This window comes from Sinorhizobium sp. BG8, assembly GCF_016864555.1.
GTDB lineage: Bacteria > Pseudomonadota > Alphaproteobacteria > Rhizobiales > Rhizobiaceae > BG8.
The window spans coordinates 3,345,909-3,360,153 of record NZ_CP044011.1 but is presented as its reverse complement, the minus strand read 5'-3'; the positions used below and the strand labels follow the sequence as shown (position 1 = coordinate 3,360,153).

Genomic DNA, 14,245 nt, shown 5'->3' with positions numbered 1-14,245 from the left:
CGACAGATGACCGACGTATCCATAATCGCCAACAGTGCGTCTTCCTCCGCCAAGCAGACCGGCAAGGGCAGGACTGTGCCAGTCCTTGTCAGCCTGGCGATCGCCTGGCTCCTGCTGATGGTCGCAATCGCTATCCTTGCCGATCTCATCCGGCCCTACGAGATCACTGCCTACGACCTCGCCAACAGGCTGTCTCTGCCCGGCAACCTCGCTCACCCGCTCGGCACGGACGAGCTTGGCCGCGATGTTCTCTCGCGCCTCATCGAATCGATCCGGGTTTCGCTCCTGATCGCCTTCGGGGCGACGATCATCTCGGCCGTATTCGGTACCTTCGTCGGCTTCCTCGCCGCAAATTTCCGCAGTGTCGTCGAGCAGATCGTCCTGATGCTGGCGGACTTCCAGGCCGCGCTGCCGTTCCTGATCCTGTCGCTGGCGGTTCTCGCGTTCTTCGGCAATTCCCTGTGGCTGCTGACCTGCCTGATGGGCTTCTACGGCTGGGAGCGCTATGCCCGCATCGCGCGCGGCCTTGCGATTTCCGCAAGTGCACAGGGCTATGCGGCGGCCGTCACGCAACTGGGCGCCAGACCCTCCTGGGTCTATCTGCGCCACATTCTCCCCAACATCGCCTCCACGCTGATAGTCTCCATGACGCTTACCTTCCCGGAGATCATCCTGCTCGAAAGCAGTCTGTCCTTTCTGGGCCTCGGCGTTCAGCCTCCCATGACGAGCCTCGGCAACATGGTCGGCTACGGGCGGGAATATCTCACAACAGCGCCATGGATCATGCTGACCCCGGCTTTCGTCATCATGCTGACGACGCTCGCGATCAGCATCCTTGGCGACTGGCTGCGCGACAGGCTCGACCCCACGATCCGCTGACATGCGCGATGCATCGCCAGCGGGAACTTTTCACTCAATTGTATGGGACTACACAATGACCATGATCGTCGGGCATCGAGGTGCGCGAAACCTCTGGCCGGAGAATTCGCTTTCCGGTTTCCGCAAGACCGCCGCTCTCGGCATCGAAGCCGTCGAATTCGATATTCACCTGACGCGTTCGGGCGAGATTGCGGTGCTGCATGACGCAAGCCTCGACCGCACGACCTATTCGTCCGGCGACGTCGCGGATCTGACGCCGGAGACGAGGCGCCGCACCATGCTCCGGGAAAGCCTGGAGGAGCATATCCCGGTGCTTGAGGAGGTGCTCGACATCTTCAAGCCGACGGCCATGGAACTGCATGTCGAGCTCAAGAACACATCGTGCGGTGATATCTATGCAGGGCTTGCCGAACGGGCCATTGGCGCGATCCGCTCCGCGGGCATGGAAGACAGATGCATCCTCACCGGTTTCACGCCTGAAGTCCTGGAGGAAGTGCGCTCGCTTGCGCCCGATATCCGGCGCCTCGCGTCGATGAACCTGCAGTCCGCCGTCGTTCTCGGAGGGCTGTTGGCGGCCGTGCGTCGTCTCGCGGCGATCGCGGACATCGTCGCGATCGAAAAGAGCCTGCTTGGTGCGGCGTGGGAACGCGTGACCAAGGAGCTGCCGCTCGAACGGGTATGCCCGTGGGTAGCCAACACCGAACCGGACTTGCGCCACTGGCTGGCGAAGGGTGTCCGCCAGGTGACGACCGATCGTCCGGATTTGGCGCTTGAAATCCGAGGCCTCAGTGGATTTGAAACCGTTCCGGTGCCAACGATAAGGAAACCCGCCGCTTAAGGACGCCGCGGACGGCTCTATTGGGACACCGGGTTGACGGGCGCGCCGGGAGTATCCGAACCAACACCGCGCCGAAGCTGCCGCAGCAGGGACAGGGTGTGGAGCGTGTGCGATGCGCGCGCGGCCGATTCATGCGATGCCTCCGAGAGGATGCGCACGATTTCCTGGCCTTCGTCCAGCGAGATGGTGCCACGCATGGCCAGGTGATCGACGAGCAGGAGTAGCGCCTTCTCTGCGGCTTCCGCTCTCTGTCTAATCTCATTTTCGCTGCCTGATTCCATTTCCGCTTCTCCTGATCTTTGCTACGATAAGCCTCATGAGAGCCGATTGTTCCGAAAAGAACGGTCCCTCCATCGCAGGAGCGGAGCCACGCCGCATGCGGTTTTGCGATTTGGAAACAAAGGGAAGCAGCCGGATGCGGAGCTGTCGCGAGAAGGCCGCGGCCGGCCTTGCGCACAGCGGGCCGGAATGTGGTCCAGCACTGTCCACTGCGTGAACCGAGTTAAAAAAAGAAGACGAACAAGACTGAGGGAAGACCAAAAGGAAAAGGGAACTGACACTCTCCGCGGGAGCGGGGAACTTTTTTACCGGACTTGCCATTGAGCAGCAGACAACGGGAGAAGGTCATGACTCATCACATCGACAACAGGCAGATGCGGGCATCGACGGCAAAGTCCGTCATCGACGTGGCAAGTCACTGCAAGCAGAATGGCATCGACAAGTCCGAACAAAAGAAGCTGCTGAGACTGCTCGGCCGCTTTGCTACGGCCCACGAACTTCACATGAACATGCCGCTGCGCCCGCCGAAGTTCCGCTGAGGATCTGCCGCGATCCGGTGACGGTCACCGACGGCGCAGATCGATATCGCTCGTGACGACTGACTTGCCGGTCTTCGGATCCCGGTCGATTGTCGTGAGCTTGAGCCCGGTATTTCCGACCTTCTGCAAGACCAGTTGAGCGGCCTTGTCGCCGTTCACCTTCTTCGCCCAGTGAACCGTCAGATCGATGGAATTTCCCACTCGTGCACCGGTCAGTACGGCCTTGCCGGAGCGGCTCCCGGTGTAGAACCCCCTGTAGCCGTTGCCGTCGTAGCGCAGTTCCGCACCAATCTCGCGGGAGACGACCAACATGCCGCGGCACGTGCCGTCGAGCTTGAGGGTGAGCCCGCGGGCGCGGGCGTCGAACACGCAGGAGACCTTGACCGGCGACATGTATGTTCGAAGCCGTACTGAGCCCTGTCCGGTGAGGTTGCCCTGGAGCGATTGGAGGAATGCGCCCTCATCGGCGCGGGAAAGCGAGGGCGACCATAGTAGAGCAATCGTCGTTACGACCGGCAGAACGGATTTCATGCGGATCTCCATTCCCTTTCGCGCGCTCATGGCCGGCATTCGACGGCGAGCTCGCCATTCAATCCGAGCCCAGCTTACACCCCGCCGCCCGACTTGCCATCCGTCCTTGAACGGCTGGGCGGCGCAAGTGTTCCGTGTGACGCGGGTAGGGAGGAAAGCCGCCGCTCAGTGCCGCGGTTCGCCGCCCGGCGCGTAGACGGTCTTCTGCCGGAAGGCGAAGACATTGCCGCAGCGGCAACGGATCATGTACTTGGCGGGATCGCCGGAATGGCGCTCCGTCGAAAAGCCTGCAGGCATTTCATCGACGGAAAAGCCGGCGCTCTTGCGTTTCGGATCGTCATCCTCGGATGCCTCCGCGAAGCCGCTCTGGCCGCATTTGGAGCATTCCAGTTTTCTCGAATATCGGTCGCGCGCGGCCATCTTCTCTTTCTCGCCCAGTGATGATTGACGCTCTAGCGCACAATCCTACAAACCGGAACAGGATTTGATGGTGATCACGGCATCCTCCGCCCTCCTTTTGATCGGCGGACGGAGTTGATAATCAGAGAGGGCGGATGATTGCGCGTAGCTGGTTTTGATCCCTGATGCCGAATTCGAGCCAGGAAACGAGCTCCCTGGCGGTTTTCACGGCCATCGGCGCGCGCAAGTCGCAACCAGCCTCGGCACACCATTGATGAAGTATTCCTTCAATCATTCTCAGATCGCTTGAAGAGATCTGTTCTTTTCCCCAAGTCCATTCTGTCGGCAACCCCGGCCCTCCGTATGGTTTATGTCCAGCAGTCTAAACAAGTGATTCGACCTGAACAATGTAGCTCAACCATGTCTATTCGGAGGCGGGGGTAGTCACTTGACAGCTTTCGCCTGAATCTGTCGCAGAGCATATCCTCCATACAGCGTGGCGCGCTGTAATGCATGCGGGAACATCGTCACACTCTAAGCCCGCGCGCTGTTGCGCTTGCGAGATTGCTCGGGGAGGGCATTGCGGTCGCGTTCCTGCGCATCCCCGAAGACCGAGCCGATACCGATGAGGACGGGTTCGTCGAGCCCGATTTCTTCCATGCCGTTTGCGACCGTGTCGAGGTTTCCTATCCATCGTCGCTCGTTGGCACGCGAGACCGCGCTGACGATGACGACGGGAGTTCTCGCTGTCATTCCCTCGGCAAGCAGTCGTTGGCGGATTTCTGGGGCAGTGCGGCCGCCCATGTAGAATATCGTCGTGGTCCGAGCGTCTGAGAGAGCCTTCCAGTCGACGTCCGCGGGCAGGTTGCCGCTCCTTGAGTGGCCGGTGACGAAGCGGACGGACTGGGCGTGGTCGCGGTGGGTGAGGGAGATGCCGAGGCGCGCAGCCATGGCGCTTGCCGCTGTGATGCCGGGGACCACGTCGACCGGGATCGCCGCCCGTTCCAGGCAGGCAATCTCCTCGCCGGCGCGTCCGAAAATCATCGGGTCGCCGGACTTCAGCCGAACGACGCGTTTGCCCGCCTTGGCGAAGGTCACCATCATCTGGTTGATGTCCTCCTGACGGCAACTGGTCCTGCCGCCCCGCTTGCCGACGAGCATGCGTTTTGCCTCGCGGCGCGCGAGCTCGAGGACCTCATCGGACACGAGGTCATCGAAGAGGATGACGTCGGCCGCTTGCAGTGCCCGGACGGCCTTGAGGGTCAAATACTCCGCGTCACCCGGACCCGCACCGACGAGGGTGACGCGCCCGACGGGCGGCTCCTGCGGACGCGAGGAGCGGGAGAGCTGTTCCTGGAGGTCTGCCTCCGCGTCGGCCCCCGGCGCATCCCTGAACGCGCGATCGACGAAGGCTTCCCAGAACGCCCGGCGAGGCGCACCCGGCTGAAGCCGCGCGTTGACGGTGTCGCGGATGGACTGGGCAAGCGAGGCCCAAAGCCTGATGGAGGGCGGCAGGAGCGTCTCGATCCGGCGCCGGATGGCCTGGGCGAGAATTGGCGCGGCGCCATCGGTCGAGACGGCGACGACGACGGGAGAGCGGTTGATGATGGATCCGAACTGAAAATCACAGTAGGCCGGCTTGTCTATGACGTTGACCGGAACGCCGGCCGCACGAGCCGCACGGGCGAAGGCTTCCGCTTCGTCATCCTCCTCCAGATCGCCGATCGCGAGAGCCAGGCCGTCGAAATCACAGCTCTCCCAAGACTGCCTCTCATGGAGGAACTGGCCTTTCGGATGGGAGACGCCCGCGGCGACGAGCTTGGCGAAGGTTTCCCCCAGTTCCTCGGCGAAAACGTGCACGGTTGCGCCGCAGGCGGCGGCAAGTTCTGCCTTCCAGGCTGCGCCATCGGTTCCGCCCGCTACGAGGACCCTGCGCCCTTCGAGGGTCCAGAACACGGGCAGCTTGGCAAGTGGCTCCACCCGGGCGGCGGTGCGAGGTGTTGGCTCATTCGGCAGCTTCTGCAAGACACCCATCGATGATCCCTCTGATTTCGGCGCGGCAGGAGCCGCAGTTCGTTCCTGCGCTCACCGTCTTCCCGACAGCCTCGACGCTGTGACAGCCGCCGCGGACGGCCGCGACGATCTGGTTGACGCCGACGCTGAAGCAGGAGCAGACGGTGGCGCCGGGGTCTGGTTTGTCCGCTCCGGGACGCCCGGCAACGATCGCAAGCCGATCGCGAGCACCGTCGTGCGTTGCCTTGAGTTGGGCAATCGCCCAGTTGCGTGCGACGGCGACGGGGCCGCGCGAGAGGTAGATTGCCGCGAGGAGGCGAGAGCCGTGGAAGAAGGCGAGGCGAACATCTCCTGATTGCCGGTCCATGTATCCCAGGGGCTCGATCCCTGCCGGAAGATCGAATGTCTCCCTGCACCAGCCAATCCAGTCGTCGGCAGGATGGTTGAACGCTAGTTCGGTTCGCCAGCCGCCATCTGCCTTCGCGAGCGCCCAATATGGTGTCTCGAGCCGACGGGGTCTGGAAGCGGAGACCACGAAGCCGTATGCCTCGGCCTTGTAGGAGCGCACTGCGACGGCAACATTCTTCGAGGCGGGCTGTCCGGAATGCGGATCGGTGAGAGGGGCGACGACCGTGTCGACTCTGGCCCTGGCCGCGAAGCGGTCGTTCCAATGCATGGGCACGAACACGCTTCCGCGGCTTTGCCTATCCGTGACGAGAGCACGCACGACAACCTTGCCATGAGCGCTTTCGATCTCGACGAGCCCGGCATCGCCGACCCCGACCGTTTCGGCATCGCGCGGATGGATCTCGGCAAATGGCTCCGCGATATGGGCCGAAAGGCGCGGGGTCCTCCCGGTTCGCGTCATCGTGTGCCACTGATCACGAATGCGGCCGGTATTGAGGGTGAAGGGGTAGGTTCCATCCGTCCTTTCGCCTCGGGGCGATTCGACAGGCACGAACCGAGCCCTTCCATCCCGATGGAAGAAGGCGCCATCGGCGAAGAAACGGCTCTCACGCGGGGTCTGTCCGGCCGGTAGCGGCCATTGGAACGGGACGATCGTATCGTATCCGGCCGCATCGATGTCAGACAGTCCGCCGATGTCAAAATCCCGGCTGCCGTCGTTCTCGTAGGCGGAAAGGGCGGCATGCTCGGCGAAGATGTCGGAAGGCGACAAGTAGGAGAAGGCGTCGCCATGGCCCATGCGCCGTCCGACTTCCGCCAGTTGCCACCAGTCGGCACGGGCCTCGCCCGGGGCGGGGAGGAAACCGCGCTGGCGGGAAATACGGCGTTCGGAATTGGTGACGGTGCCGTCCTTCTCGCCCCATCCGAGCGAGGGCAGCAATACGTGCGCGAGGCGTGTGGTGTCGGTGTCCTTGATCATGTCGGAAACGACAACGAAGGGACAGGACGCGATCGCCGCCGCGACTGCGTCGGCATCCGGCATTGATACGACCGGGTTCGTGGCCATGATCCAGAGGGCCTTGATCCGCCCTTCGGCGACCGCCTTGAACAGGTCGACGGCCTTGAGGCCCGGCTTTTCGGCGATTGCTGGAGCGTTCCAGAAGCGCTGTACCCGATCGCGATGCTCCGGATCCTCGATCGCCATGTGGGCCGCGAGCATGTTTGCGAGCCCGCCGACTTCGCGCCCGCCCATCGCATTCGGCTGGCCCGTCAAGGAGAAAGGCCCCATGCCCGGGCGCCCGATGCGGCCGGTCGCCAGGTGGCAGTTTATGATGGCGTTGACCTTGTCGGTACCGGACGAGGATTGGTTGACGCCCTGGCTGTAGGCAGTCACGACCTTCTCGGTGCGTTCGAAGAGCGCGAAGAATTGCCTCAGCTCGCTGGCGCCAAGACCGGTCTTTTCCATCACGTCGGTGAAACCGGTGCCGATCGCCGTCGCGAATGCCTCGGCGAATCCGTGCGTATGGGCGGCGACGAAGTCTTCGTCTATCGCCGTGCTCTTTGCGAGGTGCGCGAGCAAGCCGTTGAACAGGGCCACATCGCCATCGGGACGGATCGCCAGGTGCAGGTCGGCGATATCGGCGGTCATGGTGCGGCGCGGATCGATGAGCACGACCTTCATGCCGGGGCGCTTCTGCTTGGCTGCGACAAGACGCTGGTAGAGGACCGGATGGCACCAGGCGAAATTGGAGCCGGCAAGAATCACCAGGTCGGCGAGCTCGAAATCCTCATAGCTTCCGGGAACAGTGTCGGATCCGAAAGCGCGACGGTGGCCCGCGACCGAGGAGGACATGCAGAGACGCGAGTTGGTGTCGATGTTGCCCGAGCCGATGAAACCCTTCATGAGCTTGTTGGCGACGTAGTAGTCTTCCGTCAGCAACTGGCCGGAGACGTAGAAGGCGACGGAGTCGGGACCATGCTCGGCGATGGCCTGCGAGAAGCGACCGGCGACCAGGTCGAGCGCATCGTCCCAGCTGGCTTGATGTCCATCGATCTCCGGGGAGAGCAGCCGCCCGTCGAGATCGATTGTCTCCGCCAGGGCCGAACCCTTCGAGCAGAGCCGGCCGAAATTGGCCGGGTGATCTGGATCACCCTTGACCGTTACCGCACCGTCGCGGTCGCGTGTGGCGATCACGCCGCAGCCGACGCCGCAGTAGGGGCAGGTGGTTTTCGTCTCAGTGGACATGGGCTTTTCCCCCGTCGCTCTGCCGCCTGCCGTCGGTACCCCCCTCTATCGCCTCCGCTTTCATCCCACTCCCGGCAAATGAGATCGGGAGTTCGCCGTGCCACTGGTCTCCACCCACTGTGCAAGAGCGGTATGCACCATCCTTGCTCAAACGGGCAGCAGCAAACTCGGACCCATCTCCCTTGCTAAGGGCGAGATGCCGCGAAGCGACAGAAGGGGGTATTCCTCGATCCATGTGCTACTCCGCAGCCATCATCAGGCTTTCAAGGGCAATGAAGAGCGCCTCGTCCTCGATGCGAACAGGGATCGTGCGAACTTCACCCTCGTCGGCACCGAGCGCCTTGCCGGTTTCGAGCGAGATGACCCAGTTGTGCAGCGGGCAGGTGACCGCCTTGCCGTGGACGATGCCCTGCGAGAGCGGCCCGCCCTTGTGCGGGCAGTGATCCTCTATCGCGAAGACCTCGTTCTCGGCGGTGCGGAACACCGCGATCTTGCCCTGAGGCGTCCTGACGCAGCGCGCGCCACGCAATGGAATGTCGCTGAGTTTGCCAATGGCGAACCAGTTCATCGTCGTCTCCTTCATTCCGCAGCTTCGGAGAAGCCGACGGATGCCATCGGCCGGAATTCATGCTTGTCCTTGCCGGAGACGCGCTCCGACCAGGGGTCGACCTGGGCGAATTTCTGGCTGAAGACGAAGCGCTCGTAGTACGCACTGCGCTTGTCAGCATTCTCCATGATCTGTCGGCGGATCTCTTCGAGGCCGATGCGCTTGGCCCATTTGTAGATGCGCTCGAGGTAGCGGGCCTGCTCGCGGTACATCTGCGTTAGCGCCACGATGTGCTCCAGGGCCTCGTCCTCGGTCTTGACGAGTCCGAGAACCTCCGTGCCCTTGATATCGAGGCCTGCGGCACCGGCGAAATGAATCTCGAAGCCAGAGTCGACGCAGATGACGCCGATATCCTTGCAGGTCGCCTCCGCACAGTTCCGTGGACATCCGGAGACCGCCATCTTCAGCTTGGCGGGTGTCCACGATCCCCACATGAATTTCTCGATGCGGATGCCGAGCCCGGTCGAATCCTGCGTGCCGAAGCGGCACCAGTCCGAACCGACGCAGGTCTTCACCGTGCGAAGCCCCTTGGCATAGGCCTGACCCGAGATGAACCCGGCCTTGCCGAGATCGGACCATACCGCCGGGAGATCCTCCTTCTCGATGCCGAGGAGGTCGATGCGCTGGCCGCCTGTGACCTTCACCAGCGGGATCGCAAACTTGTCGACGACGTCGGCGATCGCACGCAGTTCATTCGCGTTGGTCACGCCGCCCCACATGCGCGGAACCACGGAATAGGTACCGTCCTTCTGGATGTTCGCGTGAACGCGCTCGTTGATGAAGCGCGACTGGTAGTCGTCGGCATATTCGTCCGGCCAGTCGCAGACGAGGTAGTAGTTGAGGGCAGGGCGGCACTTGGCGCAGCCGCAGGAGGTCTTCCACTCCAGTTCCTGCATGACGGCCGGGATGGTCTTCAGCTTTTTCGCCTTGATCAGCCGGCGCACGTCGTCATGGCCGAGTTCGGTGCAGGTGCACATGGGCTGGACTGCGGCGGGATTGTAGGCATCGCCAAGTGTGACGCTCATCAGGTGCTCGACGAGGCCGGTACAGGAGCCGCAGGAGGCTGATGCCTTGGTGTGGGCGCGTACGTCGTCCAGCGAGGTCAGACCCTTGCCCTTGATCGTATCGACGATCTTGCCCTTGCACACGCCGTTGCAGCCGCAGATTTCCGCATCATCCGGCAAGGCTGCAACGGCCGCCGTAGGGTCCAGCGGGGACCCTCCCTGGTAGGACTGGCCGAAAATCAGCGTATCGCGCATCGGCGAGATGTCGGTAGCCTTCTTCTTCAGGTCGTTGAACCAGGCGCCATCCGAGGTCTCGCCGTAGAGCACGGTGCCGATGATGCGATTGTCCTTCAGGACGAGGCGCTTGTAGACGCCGGCCGTCGCATCGCGCAGAACGATTTCCTCCCGGTCGTCGCCATCAGCGAAGTCGCCCAGCGAATAGAGGTCGATGCCGGTGACCTTCAGCTTGGTGGGAGTGTCCGAGTGCACGAAGGCGGGCGAGCGGTCGCCCGAAAGATGCGAGGCGGCGATACGGGCCATCTCATAGAGCGGCGCGACGAGACCATAGACCATGCCGTCGACTTCGGCGCATTCGCCCAGCGACATGATGTCCCCGTCCGACGTCTGCATGCCAGCATCGACGACGATGCCGCGGTTGACTGCGAGGCCGGCGTCCCTGGCGAGCCCGACATTGGGACGGATGCCGACGGCCATGACGACCAGCGTTGCCGGGATGATGCGGCCGTCGTCGAGTTCGATTCCCTCGACCTTGCCGTTGCCGATGATCTGCTTGGTGTTGGCCTTGGTGATGACCTTGATGCCGCGTTCCTCGACCGCCTTCTGCAGGAGATAGCCGGCGGCGGGATCGAGCTGGCGCTCCATCAGCGTAGGCATGACGTGCAGTACGGTTACGTCCATGCCGCGCTGCGCCAGACCTGCTGCCGCTTCCAGCCCCAGCAGGCCGCCGCCGATGACAATGGCCTTTTCCCTCGACTGTGCTGCGAGCAGCATTGCCTGGACGTCGTCGAGATCGCGGTAGGTGATAACGCCGGGCAGGTCCTTCCCGGGAACGGGGATGATGAAGGGGACGGAGCCGGTCGCGATCACCAGCTTGTCGTAGCTTTCGGTCACGCCGTGGTCCGAGGTGACTGTCTTGGCCGTGCGGTCGATCGCGACGACCTTGTGCCCCTTGTAGAGCGTGATGCCGTGTTCGATGTACCAGCCGTCGCCGTGAATGACGATCTGTTCGTAGGTCTTCTCTCCCGAGAGGACCGGAGAGAGCATGATGCGGTCATAATTGACGCGCGGCTCGGCGTTGAAGATCGTGACCTCGTACTGGCCGGGGGCCTTTTCGAAGAGGTGCTCGAGCATGCGACCGGGCGCCATGCCATTGCCGATGATGACGAGTTTTTCTGCCATAGATCTTACTCCGCGGCTTCGACGAAGCGGTGGCGTTCGTAGAGGAACTTCAACACGGCCTCGCGGGATTTGAGATAGGTTCGGTCGGAAGCAAGCGCGATGCGATTGCGCGGGCGGGCGAGCGGCACTTCGAGCACTTCGCCGATCTTTGCCGCAGGGCCATTGGTCATCATCACGATGCGGTCGGACAGCAGCACGGCCTCGTCCACATCATGGGTGATCATGATCATGGTATTGCCGAGGCGGGCGTGGATCTCCATGACAGCGTCCTGGAGGTGGGCCCGTGTCAGTGCATCGAGCGCACCGAAAGGTTCGTCGAGGAGCAGGATCTTCGGCTCCATGGCGAGTGCCCGGGCGATGCCGACGCGCTGCTTCATCCCACCGGAGATTTCCGAGGGGCGCTTGTCCCTGGCGTGGCCCATCTGCACGAGGTCGAGATTGCGCATGACCCACTCATGCTTCTCGGCCTTGCTCTTCCTGCCGCCGAAGACCTTGGAGACGGCGAGATTGACGTTTTCGTAGACCGTCAGCCAGGGAAGCAGCGAGTGGTTCTGGAAGACGACGGCGCGTTCTGGACCCGGTTCGTTGACCTCGCGATTTTCGAGGAGCACGGCTCCGCTGGAGACTTTCGTCAACCCGGCGATCAGGTTCAGGAGAGTGGACTTGCCGCAGCCGGAATGGCCGATGATCGAGACGAATTCGCCCTGGTCGATGGTGAGATTCACACCCTTCAGCACCTCGGTGCGCTGGCCGTTGCGGTCGAAATTCTTGTCGATATGGTCGAGCTTGAGATAGGCGGTCATGGTCACGTCTTCCTCAGTTTGCCGCAGTGCCGCGAGTGATGAAGGCGCCGAGGGCCGCGACCAGACGGTCGAGCGCGAAACCCGTCAGTCCGATGTAGGCAAGCGCCACGATGATGTCGGGAAGGCGCGAGGAGTTCCATGCGTCCCAGATGAAGAAGCCGATGCCGACGCCGCCGGTCAGCATTTCCGCCGCGACGATCGCGAGCCAGGAAAGGCCCACACCGATGCGAAGTCCGGTGAAGATGTAGGGGGCGGCGGCCGGGATCATGATGCGGAAGAAGAATTCGACCTGGTTGAGCCGAAGCACCTGCGCCACGTTTCTGTAATCCTGGGGAATGTTGCGTACGCCGACTGCGGTGTTGATGATGACCGGCCAGATCGAGGTGATGAAAATCACGAAGATTGCCGAGGGATTGCTGTCCTGGAAGGCGGCGAGCGACAGCGGCAGCCAGGCGAGAGGCGGCACGGTACGCAGGATCTGGAAGATCGGGTCAAGGCCGCGCGTCGCCCAGACCGACTGGCCGATAACCGCTCCGACGATCACGCCCGCGACGGCCGCAAGGCCGAAGCCGATCGCAACGCGCTGGAGCGAGACCAGGACCCGCCAGGCGAGGCCGATATCCTGCGAGCCGTAGTCGAAGAAGGGATAGGCGATGAGGTCATAGGCCTCTTCCCACACCTGTGTCGGCGGCGGCAGCGTGGCCCCCGGATGGGAACAGGCAACCTGCCAGATGGCAAGCATAATGGCGAAGACGACGAGCGGCGGCAGGACCGAGCGACAGATGCCCGCGAGCATGTCCATCCAGTTGATCCGTCGGCGCGGACGGCTGGCGAGCGCGACGACCTGACCATTCTCCTTGGCCATCGGCGGTGCCGCCTTTTCTGTTTTCAGGGCTGTAACCGTCATGTCTGTTTCCTTGTTGGGAGGATGGCGCGCCTTGCGGCGCGCGCCGATCGCGTCAGGACGAAGCCTTGATTTTCAGGCTTTCAAGGTAGGCGGAGGGGTTTTCCGGATCGAAGACCGTGCCGTCGAAGAAGGTTTCGACACCGCGCGAGGTCGAGGCCGGAATGTCGTCTGCGGCAACGCCAAGGTCCTTGGCTGCGGCGCGCCAGATATCCTCGCGGTTGACCTTGTCGACCAGCGCCTTGAGATCGGTGTCCGGCGCAAACTTGCCCCAGCGGATGTTTTCGGCGAGGAACCAGGTGTCGTGGCTCTTGAAGGGGTAGGAAGCGTGGTCCTTCCAGAACTTCATTTCGAGGCCGGTGGCGGTCGCGACCCTTCCGTTGCCATAGTTGATGTCGCCCTTGAGGCGGCCGATCACATCCTTCGGCGGAACGTTGAACCACTGGCGCTTGCCGAGGATCTTCGACATCTCCTCCTTGTTTTCCATGGCGTCGCACCACTGCTGGGCTTCCATGACGGCCATGAGGATCGCCTTGGCGGCGTTCGGGTTTTTCTCGACCCATTCGGCACGCATGCCGAGCGCCTTTTCCGGGTGTCCCTTCCAGAGTTCACCGGTCGTGGCGGCAGTGAAGCCGATGCCCTGGTTGACGAGTTGCTCGTTCCACGGCTCGCCGACGCAGAAGACGTCCATGTTGCCGACCTTCATGTTCGCCACCATCTGCGGCGGCGGCACGACGATGGTCGAGACGTCCCTGTCCGGATCGATGCCGGCGGCGGCAAGCCAGTAGCGGACCCACAGGTCATGCGTGCCGCCCGGGAAGGTCATGGCAACCTTCACCTCATTGCCTTCGGCCTTCTTCTTCTCGAACGCTGCCTTCAGCTTGGATGCGTCGAGTGTGACGCCGGTCTCCGCATATTCCTGCGCGACGGAGATGCCCTGACAGTCGTAGTTCAGGCGGGCGAGGATGGTCATCGGAACCGGCACGTTGTTCTGCGTTACCTTGCCGGCGTGCATCAGATAGGGCAGGGGCGAGAGGATGTGCGCACCGTCTATGCCGTTCGCTTCGCCGCCGAGAACGAGGTTGTCGCGCGTGGCGCCCCAGGATGCCTGCTTGGCAACCTCGACATCCGGCATGCCGTATTTCTCGAAGAGGCCCTTCTCCTTGGCGACGATGAGGGGGGCGGCATCCGTCAGCGCAATGAACCCGAGTTTGGCAGCGGTGACTTCCGGACCGGCAGTGGCGGCGAAGGCGCCCGACGGGAAGGCTGTCTTCACGGCGCCGACGAGTGCTGCGGTGGCGGTCGTCTTAAGCAAGCTGCGGCGTGTGATGCCGCCGGTAAGTATCTTGTTCATGCGCAGGTTCCCTCTGGTGGTGGCCG

13 protein-coding genes are annotated in these 14,245 nt (G+C 62.8%); 3 read left to right on the top strand and 10 right to left on the bottom strand.

The window, feature by feature from the left end; all coding sequences use genetic code 11:
- The first annotated feature begins 6 nt into the window (after window positions 1-6).
- Window positions 7-879, top strand: coding sequence for an ABC transporter permease (locus F3Y30_RS15855; protein WP_203423685.1), 873 nt, complete (start codon window positions 7-9; stop codon window positions 877-879).
- A 55-nt stretch (window positions 880-934) separates the two neighbouring features.
- Window positions 935-1,717: a glycerophosphodiester phosphodiesterase family protein gene (locus F3Y30_RS15850; RefSeq protein ID WP_203423684.1), complete on the top strand. Its 783-nt coding sequence runs from the start codon at window positions 935-937 to the stop codon at window positions 1,715-1,717.
- 17 nt (window positions 1,718-1,734) lie between these two features.
- Here the strand turns inward: F3Y30_RS15850 and F3Y30_RS15845 are convergent, their stop codons facing one another.
- On the bottom strand, window positions 1,735-1,998 hold the full coding sequence (locus F3Y30_RS15845; protein ID WP_203423683.1) for a hypothetical protein: 264 nt from the start codon (window positions 1,996-1,998) through the stop codon (window positions 1,735-1,737).
- Window positions 1,999-2,343: 345 nt separating this feature from the next.
- Between F3Y30_RS15845 and F3Y30_RS15840 the strand changes: the two genes are divergently transcribed.
- Entirely contained in the window at window positions 2,344-2,535 is a 192-nt protein-coding gene (locus tag F3Y30_RS15840) for a hypothetical protein (protein WP_203426720.1), read from the top strand.
- 24 nt (window positions 2,536-2,559) lie between these two features.
- Here the strand turns inward: F3Y30_RS15840 and F3Y30_RS15835 are convergent, their stop codons facing one another.
- The 9 genes from F3Y30_RS15835 to F3Y30_RS15795 form a co-directional block, all read right to left on the bottom strand.
- The gene (locus F3Y30_RS15835; protein ID WP_203423682.1) at window positions 2,560-3,066 is read right to left on the bottom strand and encodes a hypothetical protein; all 507 of its coding nucleotides are present in this window, start codon (window positions 3,064-3,066) and stop codon (window positions 2,560-2,562) included.
- A 165-nt stretch (window positions 3,067-3,231) separates the two neighbouring features.
- Window positions 3,232-3,486 (bottom strand): hypothetical protein, encoded by a 255-nt coding sequence (locus F3Y30_RS15830; RefSeq protein ID WP_203423681.1) that lies wholly within the window; start codon window positions 3,484-3,486, stop codon window positions 3,232-3,234.
- Between the two features lie 513 nt (window positions 3,487-3,999).
- Complete coding sequence (cysG, locus tag F3Y30_RS15825) at window positions 4,000-5,499, bottom strand: siroheme synthase CysG (protein ID WP_203423680.1); 1,500 nt, start codon at window positions 5,497-5,499, stop codon at window positions 4,000-4,002.
- Window positions 5,471-8,128 carry a nitrate reductase gene (locus tag F3Y30_RS15820; RefSeq protein ID WP_203423679.1) on the bottom strand — a complete coding sequence of 886 codons (2,658 nt, stop codon included), beginning with the start codon at window positions 8,126-8,128 and terminating at the stop codon, window positions 5,471-5,473. The genes cysG and F3Y30_RS15820 overlap by 29 nt, the downstream gene beginning before the upstream one ends.
- A 238-nt stretch (window positions 8,129-8,366) precedes the next feature.
- Window positions 8,367-8,696 carry a nitrite reductase small subunit NirD gene (gene nirD / locus F3Y30_RS15815; protein WP_203423678.1) on the bottom strand — a complete coding sequence of 110 codons (330 nt, stop codon included), beginning with the start codon at window positions 8,694-8,696 and terminating at the stop codon, window positions 8,367-8,369.
- A gap of 11 nt (window positions 8,697-8,707) precedes the next feature.
- A complete protein-coding gene (nirB, locus tag F3Y30_RS15810; RefSeq protein WP_203423677.1) occupies window positions 8,708-11,158 on the bottom strand; it encodes a nitrite reductase large subunit NirB in 2,451 nt (816 codons plus the stop codon).
- Window positions 11,159-11,163: 5 nt separating this feature from the next.
- A complete protein-coding gene (locus F3Y30_RS15805) occupies window positions 11,164-11,961 on the bottom strand; it encodes an ABC transporter ATP-binding protein (RefSeq protein WP_203423676.1) in 798 nt (265 codons plus the stop codon).
- Between the two features lie 13 nt (window positions 11,962-11,974).
- Complete coding sequence (gene ntrB, locus F3Y30_RS15800) at window positions 11,975-12,868, bottom strand: nitrate ABC transporter permease (RefSeq protein ID WP_203423675.1); 894 nt, start codon at window positions 12,866-12,868, stop codon at window positions 11,975-11,977.
- Window positions 12,869-12,920: 52 nt separating this feature from the next.
- Window positions 12,921-14,219, bottom strand: coding sequence for a CmpA/NrtA family ABC transporter substrate-binding protein (locus tag F3Y30_RS15795; protein ID WP_203423674.1), 1,299 nt, complete (start codon window positions 14,217-14,219; stop codon window positions 12,921-12,923).
- Between the last annotated feature and the right edge of the window lie 26 nt (window positions 14,220-14,245).

Coding starts and splice junctions, on each gene's coding strand:
- F3Y30_RS15820 (WP_203423679.1), bottom strand. CDS start 8,128: ATGTCCACTGAGACGAAAACCACCTGCCCCTACTGCGGCGTCGGCTGC.
- F3Y30_RS15805 (WP_203423676.1), bottom strand. CDS start 11,961: ATGACCGCCTATCTCAAGCTCGACCATATCGACAAGAATTTCGACCGC.
- F3Y30_RS15855 (WP_203423685.1), top strand. CDS start 7: ATGACCGACGTATCCATAATCGCCAACAGTGCGTCTTCCTCCGCCAAG.
- nirB (WP_203423677.1), bottom strand. CDS start 11,158: ATGGCAGAAAAACTCGTCATCATCGGCAATGGCATGGCGCCCGGTCGC.
- F3Y30_RS15830 (WP_203423681.1), bottom strand. CDS start 3,486: ATGGCCGCGCGCGACCGATATTCGAGAAAACTGGAATGCTCCAAATGC.
- ntrB (WP_203423675.1), bottom strand. CDS start 12,868: ATGACGGTTACAGCCCTGAAAACAGAAAAGGCGGCACCGCCGATGGCC.
- F3Y30_RS15840 (WP_203426720.1), top strand. CDS start 2,344: ATGACTCATCACATCGACAACAGGCAGATGCGGGCATCGACGGCAAAG.
- F3Y30_RS15850 (WP_203423684.1), top strand. CDS start 935: ATGACCATGATCGTCGGGCATCGAGGTGCGCGAAACCTCTGGCCGGAG.
- F3Y30_RS15835 (WP_203423682.1), bottom strand. CDS start 3,066: ATGAAATCCGTTCTGCCGGTCGTAACGACGATTGCTCTACTATGGTCG.
- F3Y30_RS15795 (WP_203423674.1), bottom strand. CDS start 14,219: ATGAACAAGATACTTACCGGCGGCATCACACGCCGCAGCTTGCTTAAG.
- F3Y30_RS15845 (WP_203423683.1), bottom strand. CDS start 1,998: ATGGAATCAGGCAGCGAAAATGAGATTAGACAGAGAGCGGAAGCCGCA.
- cysG (WP_203423680.1), bottom strand. CDS start 5,499: ATGGGTGTCTTGCAGAAGCTGCCGAATGAGCCAACACCTCGCACCGCC.
- nirD (WP_203423678.1), bottom strand. CDS start 8,696: ATGAACTGGTTCGCCATTGGCAAACTCAGCGACATTCCATTGCGTGGC.